Raw genomic sequence first — 22,243 nt, 5'->3', positions numbered from 1 at the left:
TATGTGTACTATTATAACGCAATCCAGAAAAATTTTGTATATATTCAAATAATTTATCACTTATTTTCTATTCTCTACACCATACGTGAAGATTACAGAAAGTATGACTTTATTCTTCTGTTTTCACCCTTCAATGCTGCGCCATAAAGTCAAAGAAGCATAGCTCCTGTATGGATGCCAGCCTGCACTGTGCGTTTCCATCTGTTCATAGGACGGTTTTTTGTCCATATCGAAATATACCTTCCACGCGTTCTGAATTCCAATGTCTGCCTTTGGGAACAGATCCTGTCTTCCTAATCCGAACAACAGCCAGTTCTCAGCAGTCCAGGGCCCGATGCCTCTTATTTTCACTAATTGTTTCTTGACTTCTTCGTCACTCTGTCCGGAGAGAGCGGCCAAGTCCAACCTGCCCTCTGCGATCATTCTGGAAGTGTCTATGACGTATTCTGCTTTCCTTTGGCTGAATTGCAGTGCCCTGAGATCCTCATACTTCAGTGCGGCTGTCTCCTCTGGGTCGGGGTAAAACCATACCCCGTCTTTCGTTGATCCGAACGTATGGACAAATCTTGTACTTAGCGTGTAGGCAAATTTCATATTCAACTGCTGATGAATGATCACTTTCATTAAGCAGTCATACAAATGAAAATCTTTAACGATCGGTGTTCCGGGATGGTCCTGAAACAGCTGCTTTACATTCGTGTCCATGAAGTGCTGATGAATATTCTCTAAATTTACCCCCCACTGAAAAAGCTCTTGTACATGCGTGACTAAAGCATCTTTGTCTTTCACGCTCTCACCGGAAACTTCAAACACCGGTTCAGCAGTCGTCCCGAGGCCTTGGACACGGACAATATGTCGTTCTTCCCCTAACTTCACCGGGACATCAACCCAGCGCTCAGCTCTGTCCAAACGCGTCAAAGGATCGAATTGCCATCGAAGTAACGTGTAATCAAAATCATAAAAACCAGTTGCTTTAAATCTTTCTTTCCACAATTCAAAAATCCTCCCCTCTTTTTATAAAAAATTCCATAATAGTTAAAATGTATTAGGTTTATCGGAAAATTATAAGCAAATATGTAATAACTTCCCCATTATTCGACACGAATCCTCTTATTTCCCTATGTACACTTCTTCCTTGCCTCTTCCTTTTCCTTCTTTCCTCGAACATTTCATGAATAAAATTAAAAAGCTGTACCGTAGCAGTACAGCTTTTTGGTTGGAATACCGCCGAAGTTATAACTGCCAGAGAGGAGCAGGCACTATCTGTTTGATCATCAAATCATTTAAATTCCCAAAACGATAGCCGCGTTTCCTGAGCTCATCAATTAATTGGGACAGCGCTTCTGCGTTATCCTGAGATACGGTATGCAGCAAAATGACCGCTCCGGGATGTATTTGATCAATGACGCTGTTGTAGGCATACTCCCATCCCTTTTGTTTGTCCGTTTCCCAATCTTTAAAGGCAATGGACCAGAATGCATGCGTATAACCAAGCTCCCGCGACCATTGCAGTGTTTGATCGTTAAACGTCCCTCTCGGGGGACGAACAAACGTCATGACGTCCTGGTCCGTCAATTTCCGGACCGCTTCATCCACTTTATCCAGTTCTTCTTTCATTGTCTCTTTTGATATCTTTGTGAAGTCCGGATGGCTCCAGGAATGGTTGCCGATCAAATGGCCTTCTGAAGCCATCCTCTTCAATAAATCAGGTGCACTCTCAATGTAATGACCCGTTACGAAAAATGCTGCCGGAACCTGCTTTTCTTTGAGGATGTCCAATACTTTACCTGTGTATCCTTGTTCATACCCATTATCGAAGGTCAGGTAAACAACGGGTTGTTCTGTCTCGTCATAATAAAAACCATCGTATTTATCTATCATCGGTTTATAACGACCGACTTCAGGGACATTTCCATCTTTGCTCTTACTGTATCCCCAGCCTTCTGCGAAAGCAGCGGTTGGATAAACCAGAACCGCACTTAAAAGTACCAGGAGAGAGATCACTTTCCACATACATATCACTCACTTTTTTCTTATTATGTGTGATGGATGGGAGAATATAAAAAAAGACATGTGGGAAAAATACCCACACGCCTTTTTACAAGAATAAGGAAGCCGCCCATCCGAAAATGAACAACGGAATGTTGTAGTGAAGAAATGTCGGCACACACGTATCCCAAATATGGTTGTGTCTGCCATCTGCGTTTAGTCCCGAGGTCGGTCCCAGGGTACTATCCGATGCAGGGGATCCAGCATCGCCGAGTGCTCCAGCTGTTCCGATCAATGCCGCCGTGGCCAATGGAGAAAATCCTGCAGCCACACAAATCGGTACAAACAAAGCAGCCAGGATAGGAATAGTCGCGAAGGATGATCCTATTCCCATTGTCACAACAAGACCTACAAGGAGCAGAATGAATGCTATGAAGGCTTGATTATTACCAAGGTAATCAGAGCTGACCTCCACAAGCGCAGATACCGATTCTGTCGTCGTCAGTACATTTGCATAGCCGGAGGCAACCAGCATAACAAAAGCAATGAACCCCATCATAGCGATTCCATCATTTATTACTTTATCCCCTTTAGAATAAGGTACGACGCGGAAAGCGAACATCAGTACAATTCCCGCAAGCGCAGCAAGGACGAGGTTAGCCCAGACAGCCTGGATAACCAATGTGACGATGATTGCTACGATAGTCAGAACGTGCTTTTTGTTGAATTTCTGATCTTGCGTCTGTACAAGTACATCTTCTTCGTTCGCCTGCTGTTCATTCACCACTGTCGGCTTTCTATAAGTGATGAGAACAGCAATCAGCAATCCGACAATCATACCGGAACCTGGGATAATCAAGGATTGTGCGATCGTTCCGATGCTCAATTCAATTCCATTCGATTCCATGGACTTTTGAATCGTTTGGTGGAATATATAACCGAAGCCGACAGGAATCATAACGTAAGGAGCCTTCAATCCGAACGTAAGCGCGGCTGCAACAGCACGACGATCCAATTTCATTTCATCAAACAGTTTCAGTAAAGGTGGTATCAATATAGGAATAAATGCAATGTGCACAGGTATGACATTCTGAGATAAACTTGCTACAAAGGCAATGACAAAAACGATCATCGTCCTTTTATTCTTCAACACGCGAAGCAGATAACTGACAAGGATGGTGGTGATACCCGAGTAACTGATCGCAATTGCAAAAGCTCCTAATAATATATAACTTAAAGCTACACTTGCCTGTTCTCCCATGCCGTTAACAAGGATTTCCAGTGAGCTGGTTAACGTTTCACCGTTCATCAAGCCGGCAGTCAGGCCAGCAGCAAGGATAGCAACAATGACGTTCACACGCAATAGACTGAGCACAGTCATTACGAGGACAGATACGACGACTGCCCAAGCCATAAGACATTCTCCTCTCAATAATTCAATGCATTAGCGATTTACTATGATAAAGCATTATTTTAAAAAAATCAACCCTGCGGATGAGGGTTTGTCACTTTCCCATGACGTATACGATCATCGCGAGCATCACGGTAAAGGAGGAAACCAGGATCATCGTTATTTTACGGTCGGATTTGCGTCCGGCGGCCAGACGGGTGAGAAACATAATCATGGTCAACATAAAAACAAATCCTGCAACCGGAGATAAATAAAAGATCAACGACTCCATGAACTTCCTCCTTTACAGCTTCAGTCCATCTGGCGCTCTAAATCTTCCAGCATGGAAATTAAGCGGTCAATATCTTCTACAGATGTCTCTTCAGGATCAAGCTGATCCAGGCGGCCCATGAAATCCGCAAGCTTTGCCTTCAGGTCCTGAATTCTCTTTTGCTGTGTCATGATCGTTACACCCCTTACGTTCTTTTTTGTCTGCATTTATCATAGTACAAGTATTCCGATGTGTCCATGGCTTAGGGTTAAACCACTACTTAAAGGAGATGGAAACATGACATTAAAAGAATTTATCACCTATTTAGATGAAAACACAGCAATAAAACTGCTGATTGTAGCTGTTATCATCTTTCTCTCTGCACTCGTGTTACGAAAAGTCATTCACTCCTTCTTCAAGAAGACAGATTTCATGGAAGAGCGTAAGGAGAAAACGCTGGAATCCATGATGAACTCCGTTATCAGTTATGCCTCCGTCATCGGATTTCTGCTTATAGTGCTTAATGAATTCACTTCCATAGGCAATCTCCTTGCAGGAGCTGGAGTGATCGGGATCATTGTCGGATTTGGTGCCCAAAACTTGATCAAGGATTTCTTTGCCGGACTTTTTCTCTTATACGAAAAACAGCTTCACAAGGGAGATTACGTCACCATAAATGATACCTTTCACGGTACTGTAGAAGACATCGGCCTGCGCTTCTTAAAGCTCCGCGAATGGTCTGGAAAGCTTCTTACAATCAGTAATGGACAAATTAACACCATAGAGAATTTTAATTTCGAATACATGCGTGTCATAGAGAAAGTAACCACTAATTTTCATGAAGACCCACGCAAAGTGATGCTCATTCTTGAGAAGGCATGTGAACGATTGAATGAAGAACTGCAGGAATACTTAAAGAAAGACCTGACAGGAAAGCCGTTGGAACCGTTCCAAGTGTACGGCATGACATCCCTCAACGATCAATACCGTGGGTATCAATACACCGTAACTGGTCTTGTCATCGATCTCGTTTACTGGACAGCTGCAAAAAAAACACGCTTCATTCTAGCCGAAACGTTGTATGATCATCAGATCCGTTTGGCAGAACAGCGTGTAGAAGTAAGGTCAACCGTTGATGACAGTGATTATTTCAACTCAAACGAAAAGCTGACATGATCCTGAATCGGGATCCAGGCACCGATGCCTTGACGAGTCACATTCTTAATGCTCAGCGTCTTCTTTGAACCCTTGAGTTGAATATAGACATCTCCAAAGGTCACATCACCTTTTTCGTTTACAGCAGGGGCATAGGCGTGTAGTATCCCGACTTTATTCGTGGGTACTGCATAACTGTTGTTCTGTTTTGTACCTTTTCCAATAACTGTGTTGAACGATAAAGGCAGTTTCGTATTGTTTTGAGCTTCCAGTAAAATCAATTTCATCATTTGATCACTCTGGCTGATTCGTGAAGTCAAGCCACCCTTCACCTGTTTTTCTTCTTGTTGAAGATAGCTTAGTTTCTCAACACTTTCGCCACCGTGATTGTTTTTCTCATTCTCATTAATTTTTTGGTATTCCCAGTTGATGTTCGTCTCTTTTGATTCATAAGCGAGCGGCCATCTTCCAAGGAAGATTTCTCCCCGGTAGCCGATTGCTAATGGGGACGGCTTCAATGATGTTTCATTGAGCATTTCGATGAGCTGTGGGTTTGTAATTCGGATGTTCGTGTCCTTCATCAATTGTTTGGTGATGTCCTCTGCTTCCAGCAGCTGCTGATCATCCGTTGAGTTCGGATACGTATTGTCCTTTGATATATTCAATACATGGCTCGGGATATCCCCTTTATCATCTTTGGACTGCTTCTTTTCCGCAGATATGGTCCCTGCAGCTGCAAGGGTAAAGAGGCCGATGAGTATTATCAGTACCAACCATCGTTTATTCAAAATTCTGGCCACCTTTCTTTTTTTATATTTTGTGAAAGGTGGCCGAGACTATACATGATTACTCTGACAACAACTTGTTCATCAATTGGTTCGCCTTACCTTCGAAGAACTGGATCATCGGACCGATAAAGACGAGAATCAGTATGGTACCGATTCCAACCGGCCCACCGACCAGAAGTGCTACGACTAAGGCAAATCCTTCTGTCATGGTCTTTGATATGGTAATACTGAAACCAAAACGCTTTCTCAATGAAATCATCAAGTTGTCGATGGGATTTAATGAGAACTGCGGCTGCAGATAGAGGGAAACCCCTATACCTAAGATAACAATGCCGCCGAGAGACAATCCGATTCGGCTCCACAAAGTAGTCAAGTCTAAACCTTCAAAGGCATGGAGAAGCCAAAAATCAATAAACCTCCCCAACACAAGAATGGTTATAACCGCCAGGATATCGGGTTTTTCTTTAGCTATCAGCGCATTGACTACAATCAAAATCGCTCCTATGATAATGACCCATGTCCCGACAGTCAGTCCAATGATCTCAACAAGACCGACGTTAATAGCATCCCACGCGCCAGCCCCAAGATCCGCTTCAATCGTCATGGCTATCCCCAGTGACATGATAGTCAGACCAAGCAGATAAAAAAATGCTTTAATGACAAAGTTTCTCAATTCCAATCCCTCTTCTCCCTATGTTGTCTGCTCAAAGATGTCAGAAAACCTTCGAACAAAAAAAAGAGCAGTTATCCAAAAAACGATGTTTTTGGATAAAGCTCCCTTTATTCTACTTGCTTAACTGAATTGTCTCAAGAGATTCTTCTACTACAATACTGTCCTTGACCGATTGTACCATAGAACAATTCTTCTTAGAAACGTTCAAATTCTTCAGCAGCTTGTCCTGATTCAGGTGATACCCTTTGATCACAAAATGGAGATGCACCTTCTCTATCCGGTTGGCTTCATCCGGATTTCTCGTTACTTCTGCTGTAACTTTAATATCTTCATACTCCACACGCTGTTTATCAAGAATCTTCCTAAAAACACTCACACTGCACCCGGCTATGGAAGCAACCATCAACTGATAAGGGCGGAATCCGAATGCTTCATCTCCGGATATGTTCAGCTGTCCAAATTCCACGGAAGTACGCACTCCGTTCTCTTTCAAGTAAAAATCCATCACTGTCCCACTTCCTTTCTCTCAACTGATACTTAATTATATAATAACCGTTTTCCGAGTGAAAATAACCAGCTCAGATGAATAAAAGCTTGTTCCTGCACCTGCTTTTCTATAGGATGGAACATGCAGAAAGAGGTGTCAGACGCTATGAATTATATGCGAAGACGATTTTGGACATTAATCAGCCTTGTAACGATTTCAGGATTTTCCCAAGGGATGTTACTGCCGCTCCTGGCTATCATTCTGGAACAAAACGGAATTTCCTCTTCCGTTAACGGGCTCCATGCCACCGGATTATACATAGGAATACTCCTCGCTTCGCCATTTATGGAAAAGCCGTTACGGAGGATCGGGTTCAAACCGATGATCATGATTGGAGGAGCACTCGTTGTGGTTTCGCTGGCTCTTTTCCCATTATGGCAGGCACTGTGGTTTTGGTTTATCCTGAGAGTCGCCATTGGGATCGGGGATCAAATCCTTCACTTCGGAACCCAAACTTGGATCACAGCGACCGCAGATAAAAAGTCATTGGGAAAAAGCATAGCTTACTATGGACTTTTCTTCAGTGCAGGATTCACGATAGGTCCACTGATGACAAACCTATTGACTTTCGGAACATTCGCTCCATTCTTACTATCTTCTTTGCTGAGTCTTTCCGTCTGGTTACTTATGCTCCGGATCAGAAATGAAATGCCCGAAGCACACACGGCGACGGCAAGGGAAACCAGTTCGCTGCAACGCTTCCGACAGGCACTGCAACTTGGGTGGGTGGCTTTTCTTCCCCCGCTTGCCTATGGATTCCTGGAAGGAACCCTGCACGGGATCTTCCCTATTTACGGACTGAGAATCGGCCACGATGTCCATACACTCTCGTTCATCATTCCAAGTTTCGCTGCAGCAAGCTTACTTTCACAGATTCCACTTGGTACGATGAGCGACAAGTACGGAAGGAGAAACGTCCTATTAACAGTTGTCACGTTAGGAATTTTTGCATTTCTTGGTGCCGCTGTCTGGGAAGAATCCGTCCTCGGCCTTTTTACTACTTTTGCTATGGCAGGACTATGTGTCGGTTCCCTCTTCTCACTGGGGATATCCTATATGACCGATTTGCTCCCTAGAGACCTGCTGCCTGCCGGTAACATATTATGCGGAATGGCTTTCAGTATAGGCAGCATTCTCGGCCCTTTCTTATCCGGGTCATTCCTCGACCTCTTGCCGGGTATGTCCTTCTTCTACGTTATCGTCGCCTTGTTGCTTATCGTCCTTGCAGCGACATTCATTAAAAAGAGTCCACAAACACAAGAAAGAGCCGCGGAATGATTCCGTCAGCTCTTTCTTTTCTTTCATTCGGTCAGTGCTTTCTCAAGCACATCTAGATTGCGGTTCATAAGAGAGAAGTAGTCTTCATCTTGTTCTATATCCTCTTCTGTCAGCACAGCAAGGTTATGGAATCGAAGCGTTTCAGCTCCGATTTCCTTTTGAATGATCTCTGAAACTTTCGGCGTAATGTTCTGTTCAAAAATTACGTAGCGCAAGTCATGATCTTTGGCTTCCTTTACGATTTTCTCCAAATCTTTTTGGGAGGGTTCATTGGTCGGGCTTAAACCGGAAACGGAAATCTGCCTGATGCCATATGCCTCTTCCCAATAACCGTAAGCGGCATGAGATACAATGATTTCTTTTTTGTCCTTACTGGAAATCGTATCATGGAAGGATTGATCAAGGTCTGTCAACTTCCCTTCCAGCTCTTTGAAGTTTTCCTCATACCGATCCTTCTCTTCCGGATTGAGATCTACCAGTTGGTCTTTAATATTCTCAGCCATCTCTATAGAGCGAACAGGGTCCAGCCAGACATGCGGGTCCTGTTCGCCGTGATTATGACCTTCATGGCCGGACTCCGCTTCATGTGCATGATCATCCGCTTCCTCAGATGCCCCATCGTGCGTGTCCCCTTCATGAGTATGGGCACTCTCCTCTAAGTCCATCCCATTCGCTGCGGCAAGAATGGATACTCCTTCCGGCTCAATCGCTTGGGATATTTTTTCTGCATATCCTTCAAGACCCGCACCATTGTAAATGAACAAATCAGATTCCGCCATTTCGACCATTTCCTTCGTTGTAGGCTCATACGTGTGCGCATCTGAACCAGGCGGGAGTATAGACGAGACATCTACTGTTTCTCCCCCGATCTGCTCAGCGAAGAACTGTAATGGATACACCGTCGTATAGACTTTTAATTTTCCTTCCTGTCCTTCTCCTTGACCGGATGTTTCCTTGTCTCCACAAGCTGTCAGTATAAAAACACTCAATAGAATGATTGCTGTTATCCATATTTTTCTCATCTCAGGCCTCCTTGCCGTCCTTATCCTTTTGGGATTATATCGTAACGATTACTTTTTGTAAATGGTAATCGTTACTTTTTGATTCAGAATAAAAAACAACAGCCTGTACAGCGTGGTACAGACTGTTATCCCTTATTGGCACTGCGGACATTTTCCATAAATCTCAAATTTATGATTCTCTACGTCATACCCGCTTAGATTTTCATTAATACTTTCCATCGGACAGAATTCAATGGACTTCGTCTTACCGCAGAGGGTACATATGAAATGATGGTGATGCCCATGCGTGTCACATCCGAGGCGGAAGTGCTTCTCTCCGCCCAGCTCGGTCGCTTCCAGAATATCCACTTCCGTCAACATATACAGGTTCCGATAGATCGTATCATAGCTTACCCCAGGGAAATCTTCCTGGATTTCCTTCAAAATATCCTTAGCAGCGATGTATTGATCCTGATTGATGAAAATGTCGAGGATGCGTTCCCGCTGTTTCGTACGTTTATATCCTTTTTCCTTCAGTTTCTGCAGTGCTGTCTCGATATTCATCCGACTTCACCCTTTATCCATAATTGCGTCCTGACTTTCTTATACAAGATAGATAAAATTAGTATTAAAATAGCGATTACAACAATCGTCCCTCCTGGTGGAACGCTGAGATGATAGGAAGAGAACAGACCAAGCATAACAGAGATTTCCCCGAATGCAATGGACAACCCGATCGTCTGTTTAAAGCTTCTGGCTATCCGAAGCGCTGACGCTACCGGGAGCGTCATCAAGGCGGAAACAAGTAAAATTCCGACCACCTGCATGGAAGACGCAATGACGAGCGCGACCATGACGATAAATAATAAATGGATCCACCTTCCATTAACTCCTGAAACAGAAGCATGCTCTTCGTCGAAGGACAGGACGAACAGCTCTTTGTAGAAGAGAATGACGATCATGACGACGATCATCGTTATTACCAGTACGGTCCACATACTGTCTCTGCTTACCGCTGTCACGCTCCCGAACAAATAACTGAACAGATCCGTGTTAAAGCCGTCTGCGAGGGAAATGAGAATGACACCAAGACCGATTCCCCCGGACAGGATGATTGGTATAGCAAGCTCTTCATAGTGCTTATATACCTTGCGCAGCCGCTCAATCAGCACGGCCCCCCCAACGGAGAAGACCATCCCCATATAAATCGGATTCCAGTCGTTGATTCCTGTCACCTTTTTCTCCAGCAACAAGCTGGCGGCGATTCCCGTCAACGTAATGTGGGAGAGAGCGTCAGCAATCAGTGACAGTCTACGAACGACAATGAACACCCCGAGTAAAGGTGCGACGATTCCGATAAGCAGCCCTGTAATGGCGGCGTTCTGTAAAAATTCATACTGAAAAAAACTTTCAATCATGATGGTTCACCTCTGCGTGGTTATGGCTCAATTGTTGAACAGCATGGCCGTATAGTTGGTTGAGATCTTCTTCACTGAACTCTTTGTAATCTTTGGAAGCCCCGTGGAAGTGAACCGTCTTGTTCATGCAGATGACGTGTGTTGCATGGTCCGTAATGGTACCGATATCATGGGTAACCATCAACAAGGTAATCCCCTGCTCTTTATTCAAACGGCCAAGAAGGTTGTAAAACTCCGTTACATGCTTTGCATCCACACCGACGGTCGGCTCATCCAATATCAGCAGAGCAGGATCACTTACTAAAGCCCTCGCTATGAACACCCGCTGCTGCTGGCCTCCCGACAGCTCACCGATGTTATGGTCAGAAAATTCTTCCATCTCTACCGTTCGGAGAGCTTCCATGGCTTTATCTTTATGTTTTTTATTGAAGAACTTAAAGGCACCTATCCTGGAAACAAGCCCTGTCTTCACTACCTCCAATACTGTAGCTGGAAAGCCGGAATTAAAGCTGTTCGCTTTCTGGGAGACAAAACCAATTTCCTGCCAGTCTTTATAGTCCTTAATCGGCTGGCCGAACAAGTTAATTTTCCCACGATCCGGCCTGATGAGACCGAGCATAAGCTTAATTAGAGTCGACTTGCCTGAACCATTGGGACCTACAAGGCCCAAAAACTGTCCCTGCTCGATGGAAAGATCTACATCTTTCACAACCAATTCCCTTTCATATTTAAAAGAGACATTCTTCATTTCTAAAATGCTTTGTTTAGTTTCCATCCTTTTTCACTCTTTCAAAAGATTTATGTCAGGCGGGCGTATCCGCCAACAATTCATAATCATTACGATTTAAACCCAATACCTATCATAAAGGAGGATAGCTTATGAATCAAGCAGCTCACCTTACATTCTTCCTCTCGGACAAAAGAAAACCGGAGCAGCAGATCTGCTCCGGTTCCCATCATTATAAATATCGATTGTAACGTTTCTCTAAATAGTCCTGCAAAGCCGAAAACAACATCGTAAGCGGCCAGTAAATAAGGGCAGCAGTAATATACATCGTCATTGAGTCTACTGTACGGCCGGCAGCTATTTGAGCTTTGTTTAATATTTCCGGTACAGAAATCATGGCCGCAAGCGACGTTGCTTTCAACAAATCAAGAAACACATTACCGAGGGGCGGGATCGCAATCCTCGTTGCCTGCGGCGTAATGATCCTCCGTATGGTCTGCCAGTACGTAAAACCGAGGGCACGCGCCGACTCCCATTGCCCGGACGAGACACTATTCAAAGAAGCGCGGTTAATCTCGGCAATATATGCGGCGCTGTTGGTACCGAAACCAATAACGGCAGCAGCCGTTGCAGTAAGCTTGATTCCAGCAATAGGCAGACCGAAATAAAGCACGAACAAATAAACAAGAATCGGCGTCCCGCGCATAAACGAAATGTAGAACCGGGCCGGCCAGCGTAACCACCTGCGCTCTGATCCTCTCGCAAGAGCTAGAAAAAAGCCCAACACGAGTCCGATCAGCATACCAGCAACAGCAAGAAGAAGCGTATACGGCACACCTTCCAAAAGAAAAGGCAGGTTTTCCAGTGCACGATCGACATCGAACAACTTGTCTGTTTGGATGTTATTGATTTCTATTCCGAACATAAGAGCTTAAATATCCAATCCTTCGATTTCCTGAATATCTTCATCCGGTTTCTTGGAAGCATCCTGCCCGCCGAAGAATTCCTCTGAAATCTCCGTCAGAGTGCCGTCTTCCCGCATTTCCTGAAGAACCGCATCTACTTCTTCCTTCATATCTCCTGCATCTTTCGGAAGGACGATGGCAGAATTGGTGGGATAGAATTTCAAATCAGGATGCAGCTGGACTTTGATGTCCGGCAGCGCTTCAAGTGCAAGAGACTGCAGATAGTAGTCATTGATAATGAAGTCTGTGTTACCGTTCTCCACATCACGAAGATATACATCGTTTGCAACATTTCCATATGTCTTCGTTTCCGCGCCGAAGTGTTCTGCAATTTGAGCAAATACTGTCGTGGCTCCACCACCATGTACTTTTCCTTCCAGATCATCAAGCGTCTCAATGCCTGACATATCCGACTCACGGACAATCATAGTGGAATAAGAATATTTATACGGCTCACTGAAGTCAAATTTCTTCTGACGTTCCTTTGTCACTTCCATATCATTAATGACAGCATCTACACGACCGCTCTCAATGGCTGCCGTAAGCCCGTCTACTCCGAATTCCTCGAACTTCACTTCCAGACCGAGGCGGTCTGCTACTTCCTTCATTACCTCCACGTCATACCCTGTCAGCTCATCAGAACCTTCCGGATAATAAGAAGCAGGATAAAGCGTTCCTGATGTTCCTACAACAATTTCCCCTTTATCTGTGATTTCGCTCCATTTATCTGCGGATTCTTCCTCTGATCCACAAGCAGCAAGGAGGAATGACATGACAAGCATAAGTATAAATAAGACACGTTTACGCATGGACTGTGCCACCTTTCTGATTTTTTTCACACTTGTATAATATAGCAACTTGACACCTGTATTTTCAACTGACCAGGCGGAATTTTTTCTTTCCATGTTGGAATTGACTTTTTTGAGCACCATGCTATGATTATAACATATACTAAATTATAATAATTATAATCTAACAAACGATATAAGAAAGGTGTGTGAAAGCATTGAATCTATCCGGAACATTAAAGCATTCCCTGCTATCTTCTAACCGGGGGAAACATTGGAAAGACCATTCCGAACTGGCGGCAGCAATACTCAGCGGTCTGCTTGTTCTATTCGCCTGGTACGGGGAGTCGCACTGGGATCCTCCTATTTACATAGGAATCTATCTGGCGGCTTTTCTAATCGGAGGATACGCAAAAGCGAAAGAAGGAATAACAGAAACGCTGAAAGAACGTGAATTAAATGTCGAGCTCCTCATGATTCTGGCAGCCGTCGGCTCCGCGTCCATCGGTTATTGGATGGAAGGAGCCATATTGATCTTTATTTTCTCTTTAAGCGGGGCCCTGGAGACTTATACGATGAACAAAAGCCAGAAAGAGCTGTCTTCCTTGATGAGCCTCCAGCCCACACAGGCACTGCTGGTCACTAATACAGGCTATGAATGGACCGATGTATCCACACTGCACATCGGTGACCGTATTCTTGTAAAACCAGGAGAACGTGTTCCTGCAGATGGAGTCATTACCCGAGGAGCATCCTCGATTGACGAAAGTGCCATAACAGGAGAGGCCGCTCCCATTTATAAACAAACGGATGGAGAAGTATATGCAGGAACCATGAACATGGAGGCAAGCATCGTCGTCCATGTAACGAAAAAAGCGAACGATACTCTCTTTCAGAAGATCTTTCATATGGTTCAGCATGCTCAGAGCGAAAGGCCACCATCCCAACTGTTTATCGAACGTTTCGAAAGCCTCTATGTCAAAGGCGTCCTGGCTGCTGTCAGCGTGATGCTCTTCCTCCCCCACTTTCTTTTTGGGTGGACCTGGATGGAGACAATCTACCGGGCGATGATTCTTCTTGTCGTTGCATCCCCTTGTGCTTTAGTGGCATCCATCATGCCCGCCACTCTATCCGCCATCACTCATGGTGCACGGAACGGCATCCTTTATAAAGGAGGTGTCCACCTTGAACACCTGGCACATATTCGGGCAGTAGCGTTCGACAAAACGGGGACACTGACAAAAGGAAAGCCATCCGTTACGGAATTCATTGTGGAAAATGAAAAGGATAAACAAACCTGCTTAGCTGTCGCTGCTTCTCTCGAGGAGCATTCCAATCATCCACTTGCCGAGTCAATCATGAATTATGCAGAACAGCACAAGGTGAACACTGTTCCCATTGAAAGCGTGCAGAATCACAGTGGATACGGACTTGAAGGTACGTATGATGGAGACACTTGGTTATTAGGAAAAGCGGAATTTGTAGGAAGAGAGGAAGCAGCAGCCTTCAAATCGCAACATGAAGTAGATTTCGAGTCCGACGGGAAGACCGTCATTTTCCTCAAAAAAAATCAGAAGATCGTCGCCCTTTTCGCCGCGAAGGATACGGTACGCGAAATATCCAAGAAAGCCGTACGAATGCTGAAAGATCAGGGCATATATACCCTGATGCTCACTGGGGACAATTCAAAAACAGCGAAAGCAATCGCAGAGGAAGCAGGAATAGATCAATACATTGCGGAGTGCCTGCCGGATCAGAAGCTCAAAGAAATCAATGAGCTCAAAAAACGTTTCCCGCATGTGGCCATGGTCGGTGATGGAATTAATGACGCTCCTGCTCTGGCGGCCGCTGATGTAGGTATCGCCATGGGAGAAGGAACGGATGTAGCATTGGAAACCTCAGACGTCGTCCTGATGAAAAATGACTTGAGAAAGATTACGCAATCCATCCATTTGTCTAAACGTATGAATCGGATCATCAAACAAAATGTCATCTTCTCCATTCTGGTCATCACACTGCTCATTATCAGCAATTTCCTGCAGTTTCTTGACCTTCCACTTGGAGTGATCGGTCACGAGGGAAGCACCATTCTCGTCATCTTGAACGGCCTCAGACTTTTAAGAAACTAATGATAAATGACCATAAGAAAACCGCTTTCATGAGGAAAGCGGTTTTCTTGCTCCTGACGTTCAAGCTTATTCAGCCGTGCGGCTGTGTCTCCGCTTGTGAGTCATCGCATTAATTTCTCCGCCGAGAATAATCACAAGACCGGATAAATAAAACCATATCATTAGTACGATGACCCCACCGAGACTTCCATATGTTGCCGAAAAATTACCTAAATTACTTACATAAAAGGAAAATAATAGCGATACAAGCTGCCATCCGAATGTAGCAAACAGCGTCCCACCGATTGTATCTTTATACTTCAACCGCTTACTGGGCGCTGTAAGATACAGGAAAGAAAGCACCAGGAAAAAAATGATGGAGGAAATCACCCATCGAAGACCATTCCAAACTGTCAGAAAACCTTCCGACAATCCAAAGAAAGAGAACAGCTGAGCTCCGATCATATGCCCAAGCACCGGAAGCAGGAACGCAATAGCTATGACGAATACCATAGCGATCGTCAATACAATAGCAAGGACCCTCGAAATGAAGAACGTCCTGTTCTCTTCGACCCCGTAAGCCCTGTTGAACGCTCTCATGATAGCATTCACACCGTTGGAAGCCGCCCACAGCGTACCGATCAAACCAATGGACAAAAGGCTTCCATTTTCGGTACGGAGCAAGGAGGAAACATTCTCGGTGATCATTTGAAAGGTGTCCGGAGGCGCATACGTGCTGACAAACGCAAGAACCCTCTCTTCATCAATATGAAGATACCCTAATAAAGTCACCAGGAAAATCATAAACGGAAACAAGGATAATAAAAAGAAATAGGCCAGCTGTGCCGACATCCCTCCTACATCATCCTCGCCGAAACGGACAAACAATTCTTTGATGAAACTCATGATGCTTTTCACAATCCCTCACCTCTTGAAGTTAAGAAGCCTCTTCCGGTTTATCGACAGCTTCCAGCTGTTCCTTCACTTCCCGGTTGAGTTCACCTACTTTATTAAGCATACTCTCCGCTTTCTGAATTAATTCAAGGAGATCTTCCACCCCTTTGTTCACTTGCGCAGAGAACCCCTCATAACACATACGTAGATTGTGGATGGCTTCCGACGGGTGCTTCACATAAGAACGACATTTCCTTCCGGCATCACGCGTCTGCTCCATCGTATAACTCCTCGTATCTTTATCCAGAAGAGCAATGACCCCTCCAGCCACAGCCCCGTACACCAGGCCTTTCCACAAATTACTTCGACTCATCCTATTTCCTCCTTACAGGTTATTTTTCTGCTTAATGTCTTGCAGGAGACGCAGGCACCCATCGTACACGAGTTCATAAACGTATTCAAAATTACCTGTGAAGTATGGATCCGGCACCTCTTCTTCCTTTGCATCCGGTACATAATCCATCAACTTCCTGATTGTCACGTCGTTTTTCACTCGAATCGCGTTTAAATCTTTCATATTCTTATCGTCCATTGCGATTATATAATCGAAATCGTCCCAGTCCGCTTCTTTCACTTGACGCGCCTGTATGCCGTCATAAGAAATATTTTTACTGCTCAAAATTTGTCTTGTTCCCTCATGAGGGGACGAGCCGACATGCCAATGACCAATTCCGGCAGAATCGACTGTGATCTTCCCCTCCAGTTTTTCTCTCTTGACCAAATCCCTGAAGACGGCTTCAGCCATCGGTGAACGACAGATGTTCCCTAAACAAACGAATAATACATGTATCATTTTCCGTTCCTCCGTATAGTAGTATTTCCCATTCTTTTCATTCTATGAAAGGTGACGGAAATCCTGCTAAACCATGGATTCCCCTCTCAATATCTTCCCATATCCTGTCGAAACGAACCACATTTTTGCAGGAACGCGCGGAATTGTCCTTGACATTCTGTTTAAATTTTCGGAATATTTTAATATGGTCCATTTAGACAAATATAAAAGGGGGATGACCATTTTGAACGATTTTCTGAGCAATATCAGCGGAGTCGTATGGGGACCTGTCCTGTTGATTCTGTTGGTAGGTACAGGCATTTATTTGACCCTGCGTCTCGGTTTCCTGCAATTTAAGTCCCTGCCTTATGCATTGAAGCTAGCCTTCAAACCGGGACAGAAGAAGAGGAAGAATGAGAAAGGGGACATTTCTCATTACCAGGCATTGACTACAGCTCTGGCTGCTACGATCGGAACAGGTAACATCGCAGGAGTGGCGACAGCTGTCGTACTCGGAGGACCCGGAGCCGTATTCTGGATGTGGATCACAGCCGTGTTCGGAATGGCTACGAAATACGCCGAAGCTGTCCTTGCCGTTAAGTACCGCGTTGAAGGAAAGAACGGAGAAATGTCAGGAGGACCGATGTATTATCTCTCCCGCGGTCTGAAAATGAAGTGGCTTGGACAACCACTGGGCATGCTCTTTGCTGTATTCGGTGCGATTGCAGCTTTCGGTATCGGAAACATGGTACAGTCCAACTCCGTATCAGACGTTATGCAGGGAACCTTTAATGTACCGACATGGGTAACGGGAATCATATTAACTCTTTTGGCAGGACTAGTGCTTCTAGGTGGAATTAAGAGCATCGGTAAGGTCACCGCATTTTTCGTTCCAGTAATGGCTTTGTTTTATGTTATTGGTGCATTGATCATACTCGTACTCAATTACAATTTGATCATCCCGGCTTTCGAAACGATCCTGACAGACGCTTTCACTGCCAGCGCCGTCGGCGGAGGAATTCTGGGAACCGTCATCCGCTATGGTGTAGCGCGTGGTGTGTTCTCGAACGAAGCAGGACTTGGATCTGCACCAATCGCTGCCGCTGCAGCCAGAACCGATTATGCCGGACGGCAGGCATTGGTCTCTATGACTCAAGTTTTCATCGATACCATCATTGTATGTACCATGACGGGTTTGACGATCGTCATGGCTGATCAGTACACAGGAGGATTAGATGGAGCAGACCTGACCTCTGCATCCTTCGCTATCTTCCTTGGTGATGTCGGCTCCTACATTGTCGCTATCGGCCTTGTATTCTTCGCTTTCTCCACCATCGTCGGTTGGTCCTACTACGGGGAGAAGTGCTTCGGCTACATTACAGGGCAGCGGGGAATAGGTATCTACAAATCCGTCTTCGTCCTGTTTGTTTTAGTCGGTGCAGTCTCCCAGCTCGACACGGTGTGGATTTTTGCAGATATTATGAACGGTCTAATGGCTTTCCCTAACTTAATCGGCCTTCTCCTTCTTTCCGGGGTCGTCGTCTCAGAAACGAACAAATTCCTGAAAGTTGCTAAGAAAGAACGACAGCAGGAAAAAGAAGCGAAACAGGCAGGATAATTAGAACCCTCCCGCAAATGCGGGAGGGTTTGCTTATGCCAGCGGCTGTATGCATGCTTCTCCTTCATTCCCTGCCTTATTCACATAATCACTGACGGGGTAGGCTTCCATATCTGCACTTTCCACCTTTTGTATGAATGCCTGAGCCTGTTCCTTCGTCCAGCGATGAGGGTCTAACCAGTTCTGGCTGGTCTCTCTGGAAAGAATGACAGGCATACGATGATGAATTGGATTCATGAAAGCGTCCGCTTCTTTCGTCAAAATGGAACAGGTGAAAAGATCGCCATCCCCCTTTCCCCATTTATCCCAAAGACCGGCAAAAGCAAACACGCGTCCATCTTTCCTCGAAATGCGCATAGGCTGCTTCCCATCTTCCGTCTGTTTCCACTCATAGAAGCTGTCTGCAAGGAGGAGACACCTTCGCTCTTGGATCAGCTTCTGGAAACTCGGTTTCTCATGAGCTGTTTCGCTCCTTGCATTGATCATCTTGTAGCCGATTCTCTCATCCTTCGCCCAAGAAGGCACGAGCCCCCATTTCATATATCCGGCCCGCTTTTCAGAACCGTCATGAATAACCGCAAGCACCTTCTGGCCGGGTGCTATATTATACCTTATCTGATAGTCGGGAATCGGACGAGTAATTCCGAATTCTTTCCGGATCTCCGACTCGTCAGCCAGCAGCGTGTATCTTCCACACATAGGAAAAGCCCCCTTTTTCTTCTATTATATATGTAGCACCCTTCCCTTTATACAAAGAGGAGACACAGATACCTGCGTCTCCTTGCTAAAAACCGAACTTGCGGTGTATTTTGTTTTGATACCTTCGGAAAACTCCGGTATTCCCGGTGTCTCTCTTCTCCATCATCATATCGAAGCGCAGCTTCTTCTCTTTCCATTCCTTTGTGTAGTGGGAAATAAGGGATGGATCGTTGATTGCCGACAGTAATTCCTCAAGGTCGACCATCTCTTTTTTCAGCATCATTTCTTCAGGAAGCATATGGGCATTCTTTAAAATACGATACCCGTTACGCAATTCTTCCGGAAGGTGGGCAAACTCGTCTTTCGGGAGAGGTTTACCTTTTCCGGGCAAATCGTCGAACTCCCCGTTTTTTAAAGCCTGCTTAATCTTCTCTTCGACGATGTGATAATAATCCATCTTTCCCCACCCTCTCAGCGAAATACGGACAGCAGTTCCCTATAAAAGCTTCTTCCGGAGGTTTTGTTTTAATCCTTCCGCTAACGGTTCTAAACGAATTATACGTTCAAGCAAGGCAGGGCTTTCGTTATGCCCGTACCTGACGTCATTGACGTCCGAAACCGTTACACCTTCCGGATGAGCTTCGATCAATGCCAACATATCCCCCGCAGCAATCTCCCCCTCTTTCAGGACACGAAGATAGAATCCGGTAAACCCGCTGTCGATGACGCGCGCAGGAAAATCATCGATACCATGGGTACGTGCGATGATATAGCAGGGTTTTCTTGGTTCAGACACTTGAACCACCGCACTACCCAATTGGTATATATCGCCGATTCGAGCCTCGGCTTCCTGAATTCCCTCCACGGTCAGGTTTTTTCCGAAAGAAGGAAAGGAAAACGTATGCCCGTAGTGACTTTCCCAATGCCTGTAGTGCTGGGCAGGGTATAAGCAGAGCGCCTTATCACGGCCGCCGTGGTTCTTTTTATCCGCCTGTTCGTCTCCTGCCAGGTTGGTGAAGGACAAAGGAACCCGGTCACTCACAGGTTTCTTCCGATAGGCACTCTCAAGGTCGCCCTTATCTGTGGCATATACTTCCGGACGGCCGACATTCAAGGATAACAGTTTATAATTCACTCCATGTCCCCTCTCTGTATTGTTGGACCCAGGCAGGGAGATAATCGTACTGCCAGGCATCCATCGGATAATCTACGAAGACATCCTCCCCGTTCTCATACAACGCCTGAATCAATTCATTCACTGCCCCGAAGTAATACGTGTAAAGAAACTCATAGCTGAAAGGTTCCTTCGGCATATCGTTCTTCGCACAGACTTGCGGATCACTGTAGTTTAAGTAGGTACGGCAGGGAATCGGTCGGACTTCGTATGCCATACATAACTTCGTTTCCGGATCCAGCATGGGACAAGGAAGATCCAGTTGTTTGTAGGCTAACTTCGTTTCCGGCGCTTCATGATCCATCTTCATAGCTTTGTTCAACTTCTCTTCCTGCCGGACATAGTACCGATCCCAATGTTGGAAGATAGCCTGCTTCCTGTCCTCAGAGAATTGCTCAATAGAACGGAACATCATCCTCGCTTCCATCTTCGAAACGACTATTGGAAAATAACAGCAGAATGCACATCCCATGAAACAATTCGGCTTCATACCTGCGAATTCCTCCATACGTTCTATTTCTGCATCCACTTCTTTCAATAAACGCTGGAAACCGTCCAATATGACTGTTTCCGTATCCTGCTCACTATCCAGCAGATGATCTATAATGTCATCGAAAAATGCCGGGTCCACTTCATAGGACTGGTTGATCTTCTCACATTTTTTGATAATTTCTTCATGTTTTAGAAAACTCATAAGGAAAAACTCCTCCATCTATCGTTGTCTCTATTATACATCTCTTGCAAGCATCGCTACCACCATAGACCTAACCACGAATTTCCTCTTGTTCCACCCCCATAAAAAAACTATGATGAAAGAAAGTATATAATTAAGAAATATGTCATCTTTGGAGGTACGCCTAAATGTTATCAAATGCTGAAATCGGTATCGACCTCGGTACTGCGAATATACTGATCTACTCTAAGTCAAAAGGAATCCTGCTGAATGAACCTTCCGTCGTAGCTTACAATACAGAAACAAAGAATGTGGTAGCTGTGGGGAAAGAAGCCAAAGAAATGGTAGGAAAGACCCCAAGAAATATCATCCCTGTCCGTCCATTACGCGACGGAGTGATCGCCGACTACGATATGACAGCCCAAATGTTGAAAGAACTATTGAAAAAAGTTTCCAAGAAATCCGGTATTTCCATGAGAAAACCAACGGTCGTGATTTGTACACCTTCCGGCTCTACATCTGTAGAAAGACGTGCTATACATAACGCAGTAAAAAGTTATGGAGCTAAACACGTCCATTTAATCGAAGAACCGATTGCTGCTGCAATCGGAGCCGACCTTCCTGTAGATGAACCGATCGCCAACGTTGTCGTCGATGTCGGGGGTGGAACCAGTGAAGTAGCCATCATATCATTCGGTGGTGTCGTTTCCTGCAAGTCCATCCGTACCGGTGGAGACGTAATGGATGAGGAGATCATCCAGTATGTACGCAAAGCTTATAACGTCTTAATCGGTGAACGCACAGCTGAACAGGTGAAGATGGAGATCGGCTATGCACTGATTGATCATGAAGAAGAAGTGATGGAAGTGCGCGGCCGAGATATGGTCACAGGCCTCCCTAAAACAATCGAACTTAAATCCACGGAAATTCAAGGAGCATTGAAAGAGTCCCTGGAACAGCTGCTTGAAACCATTCGGGCGACGCTTGAAGAATGCCCGCCTGAATTGAGTGGGGATATCGTCGACCATGGCGTAATTCTTACCGGCGGCGGCTCTTTGCTTAACGGCATGCAGGAATGGCTTTCCAATGAAATTTCTGTTCCTGTGCATATGGCACCAAGTCCGCTGGAATCCGTTGCGATTGGTACCGGACGATCTATCAAAATGATACAAAAACTGCAAAAAGCATCTAAATAAAACAATGAATACCCCGCCCTTATAAGGCGGGGTTTGTTCTTTAACGAAGAAAGGATTTC

At 45.1% G+C, this 22,243-nt stretch carries 26 protein-coding genes; 5 read left to right on the top strand and 21 right to left on the bottom strand.

Annotated elements, in window-relative coordinates; all coding sequences use genetic code 11:
• Window positions 1-123: 123 nt before the first annotated feature.
• From M662_RS04375 to M662_RS19440, 5 genes are all read right to left on the bottom strand, one after another.
• Window positions 124-993, bottom strand: a complete 870-nt coding sequence (locus M662_RS04375) for a DNA-3-methyladenine glycosylase family protein (protein WP_008632777.1) — start codon at window positions 991-993, stop codon at window positions 124-126.
• Between the two features lie 240 nt (window positions 994-1,233).
• Entirely contained in the window at window positions 1,234-2,013 is a 780-nt protein-coding gene (gene pdaA / locus M662_RS04370) for a delta-lactam-biosynthetic de-N-acetylase (RefSeq protein ID WP_008632779.1), read from the bottom strand.
• A gap of 85 nt (window positions 2,014-2,098) precedes the next feature.
• Window positions 2,099-3,403, bottom strand: a complete 1,305-nt coding sequence (locus tag M662_RS04365) for a Na+/H+ antiporter family protein (protein WP_008632781.1) — start codon at window positions 3,401-3,403, stop codon at window positions 2,099-2,101.
• Between the two features lie 91 nt (window positions 3,404-3,494).
• Window positions 3,495-3,671, bottom strand: a complete 177-nt coding sequence (locus M662_RS04360) for a hypothetical protein (protein WP_161484931.1) — start codon at window positions 3,669-3,671, stop codon at window positions 3,495-3,497.
• Between the two features lie 20 nt (window positions 3,672-3,691).
• Window positions 3,692-3,841: an SE1561 family protein gene (locus M662_RS19440; RefSeq protein ID WP_008632783.1), complete on the bottom strand. Its 150-nt coding sequence runs from the start codon at window positions 3,839-3,841 to the stop codon at window positions 3,692-3,694.
• Window positions 3,842-3,947: 106 nt separating this feature from the next.
• On the opposite strand from M662_RS19440, the gene M662_RS04355 reads away from it, so the two are divergent.
• Window positions 3,948-4,826 (top strand): mechanosensitive ion channel family protein, encoded by an 879-nt coding sequence (locus tag M662_RS04355; protein WP_008632786.1) that lies wholly within the window; start codon window positions 3,948-3,950, stop codon window positions 4,824-4,826.
• Here M662_RS04355 and M662_RS04350 read toward each other — a convergent pair.
• The 3 genes from M662_RS04350 to M662_RS04340 form a co-directional block, all read right to left on the bottom strand.
• Window positions 4,796-5,593 (bottom strand): YfkD famly protein, encoded by a 798-nt coding sequence (locus tag M662_RS04350; protein WP_026578625.1) that lies wholly within the window; start codon window positions 5,591-5,593, stop codon window positions 4,796-4,798. The genes M662_RS04355 and M662_RS04350 overlap by 31 nt on opposite strands.
• Before the next feature lie 58 nt (window positions 5,594-5,651).
• Complete coding sequence (locus M662_RS04345) at window positions 5,652-6,272, bottom strand: YczE/YyaS/YitT family protein (protein WP_235601516.1); 621 nt, start codon at window positions 6,270-6,272, stop codon at window positions 5,652-5,654.
• 106 nt (window positions 6,273-6,378) lie between these two features.
• Entirely contained in the window at window positions 6,379-6,771 is a 393-nt protein-coding gene (locus M662_RS04340) for an OsmC family protein (protein ID WP_008632790.1), read from the bottom strand.
• A gap of 147 nt (window positions 6,772-6,918) precedes the next feature.
• Here M662_RS04340 and M662_RS04335 point away from each other — a divergent pair, with 147 nt between their 5' ends.
• Window positions 6,919-8,091: an MFS transporter gene (locus M662_RS04335; RefSeq protein ID WP_008632791.1), complete on the top strand. Its 1,173-nt coding sequence runs from the start codon at window positions 6,919-6,921 to the stop codon at window positions 8,089-8,091.
• Between the two features lie 23 nt (window positions 8,092-8,114).
• Here the strand turns inward: M662_RS04335 and M662_RS04330 are convergent, their stop codons facing one another.
• The 6 genes from M662_RS04330 to M662_RS04305 all read right to left on the bottom strand — a co-directional run bounded on the left by M662_RS04330 (window position 8,115) and on the right by M662_RS04305 (window position 13,011).
• Window positions 8,115-9,113: a metal ABC transporter solute-binding protein, Zn/Mn family gene (locus M662_RS04330; RefSeq protein WP_008632792.1), complete on the bottom strand. Its 999-nt coding sequence runs from the start codon at window positions 9,111-9,113 to the stop codon at window positions 8,115-8,117.
• Window positions 9,114-9,245: 132 nt separating this feature from the next.
• Complete coding sequence (locus M662_RS04325; RefSeq protein WP_008632794.1) at window positions 9,246-9,656, bottom strand: Fur family transcriptional regulator; 411 nt, start codon at window positions 9,654-9,656, stop codon at window positions 9,246-9,248.
• Entirely contained in the window at window positions 9,653-10,510 is an 858-nt protein-coding gene (locus M662_RS04320) for a metal ABC transporter permease (protein ID WP_008632796.1), read from the bottom strand. Before M662_RS04320 ends, M662_RS04325 begins: the two co-directional genes overlap by 4 nt.
• Entirely contained in the window at window positions 10,503-11,285 is a 783-nt protein-coding gene (locus tag M662_RS04315; protein ID WP_008632798.1) for a metal ABC transporter ATP-binding protein, read from the bottom strand. Before M662_RS04315 ends, M662_RS04320 begins: the two co-directional genes overlap by 8 nt.
• A 184-nt stretch (window positions 11,286-11,469) precedes the next feature.
• Entirely contained in the window at window positions 11,470-12,162 is a 693-nt protein-coding gene (locus M662_RS04310) for an amino acid ABC transporter permease (RefSeq protein ID WP_008632800.1), read from the bottom strand.
• Between the two features lie 6 nt (window positions 12,163-12,168).
• Entirely contained in the window at window positions 12,169-13,011 is an 843-nt protein-coding gene (locus tag M662_RS04305; RefSeq protein ID WP_008632801.1) for a transporter substrate-binding domain-containing protein, read from the bottom strand.
• A gap of 197 nt (window positions 13,012-13,208) precedes the next feature.
• Between M662_RS04305 and M662_RS04300 the strand changes: the two genes are divergently transcribed.
• Complete coding sequence (locus M662_RS04300; RefSeq protein WP_008632802.1) at window positions 13,209-15,119, top strand: heavy metal translocating P-type ATPase; 1,911 nt, start codon at window positions 13,209-13,211, stop codon at window positions 15,117-15,119.
• Window positions 15,120-15,185: 66 nt separating this feature from the next.
• Here the strand turns inward: M662_RS04300 and M662_RS04295 are convergent, their stop codons facing one another.
• From M662_RS04295 to M662_RS04285, 3 genes are read right to left on the bottom strand one after another with little or no spacing between them, the layout of a single operon-like run.
• Window positions 15,186-16,016, bottom strand: coding sequence for a YihY/virulence factor BrkB family protein (locus tag M662_RS04295; protein ID WP_008632803.1), 831 nt, complete (start codon window positions 16,014-16,016; stop codon window positions 15,186-15,188).
• Window positions 16,017-16,035: 19 nt separating this feature from the next.
• Complete coding sequence (locus M662_RS04290) at window positions 16,036-16,365, bottom strand: YtxH domain-containing protein (RefSeq protein WP_008632804.1); 330 nt, start codon at window positions 16,363-16,365, stop codon at window positions 16,036-16,038.
• A 12-nt stretch (window positions 16,366-16,377) separates the two neighbouring features.
• Entirely contained in the window at window positions 16,378-16,845 is a 468-nt protein-coding gene (locus M662_RS04285) for a low molecular weight protein-tyrosine-phosphatase (protein ID WP_008632805.1), read from the bottom strand.
• A 214-nt stretch (window positions 16,846-17,059) separates the two neighbouring features.
• Between M662_RS04285 and M662_RS04280 the strand changes: the two genes are divergently transcribed.
• Window positions 17,060-18,442, top strand: a complete 1,383-nt coding sequence (locus M662_RS04280; RefSeq protein ID WP_035388653.1) for an alanine/glycine:cation symporter family protein — start codon at window positions 17,060-17,062, stop codon at window positions 18,440-18,442.
• Between the two features lie 33 nt (window positions 18,443-18,475).
• Here the strand turns inward: M662_RS04280 and M662_RS04275 are convergent, their stop codons facing one another.
• The 4 genes from M662_RS04275 to M662_RS04260 all read right to left on the bottom strand — a co-directional run bounded on the left by M662_RS04275 (window position 18,476) and on the right by M662_RS04260 (window position 21,009).
• Window positions 18,476-19,141 carry an SOS response-associated peptidase gene (locus tag M662_RS04275; protein ID WP_008632807.1) on the bottom strand — a complete coding sequence of 222 codons (666 nt, stop codon included), beginning with the start codon at window positions 19,139-19,141 and terminating at the stop codon, window positions 18,476-18,478.
• Window positions 19,142-19,226: 85 nt separating this feature from the next.
• Entirely contained in the window at window positions 19,227-19,598 is a 372-nt protein-coding gene (locus M662_RS04270) for a DnaJ family domain-containing protein (protein WP_008632808.1), read from the bottom strand.
• Between the two features lie 39 nt (window positions 19,599-19,637).
• Window positions 19,638-20,276, bottom strand: coding sequence for an MOSC domain-containing protein (locus M662_RS04265; RefSeq protein WP_162129277.1), 639 nt, complete (start codon window positions 20,274-20,276; stop codon window positions 19,638-19,640).
• Window positions 20,266-21,009, bottom strand: a complete 744-nt coding sequence (locus tag M662_RS04260; protein WP_008632810.1) for a YkgJ family cysteine cluster protein — start codon at window positions 21,007-21,009, stop codon at window positions 20,266-20,268. Before M662_RS04260 ends, M662_RS04265 begins: the two co-directional genes overlap by 11 nt.
• 167 nt (window positions 21,010-21,176) lie before the next feature.
• Between M662_RS04260 and mreBH the strand changes: the two genes are divergently transcribed.
• Window positions 21,177-22,184 (top strand): rod-share determining protein MreBH, encoded by a 1,008-nt coding sequence (mreBH, locus tag M662_RS04255; protein ID WP_008632819.1) that lies wholly within the window; start codon window positions 21,177-21,179, stop codon window positions 22,182-22,184.
• Window positions 22,185-22,243 lie beyond the last annotated feature (59 nt).

Origin of the sequence: Bacillus sp. SB49 (assembly GCF_000469135.2) — a bacterium.
GTDB lineage: Bacteria > Bacillota > Bacilli > Bacillales > Halobacillaceae > Halobacillus.
Note: the sequence above shows the minus strand (reverse complement) of the source record. Positions and strands in the feature narration are given on the sequence as shown.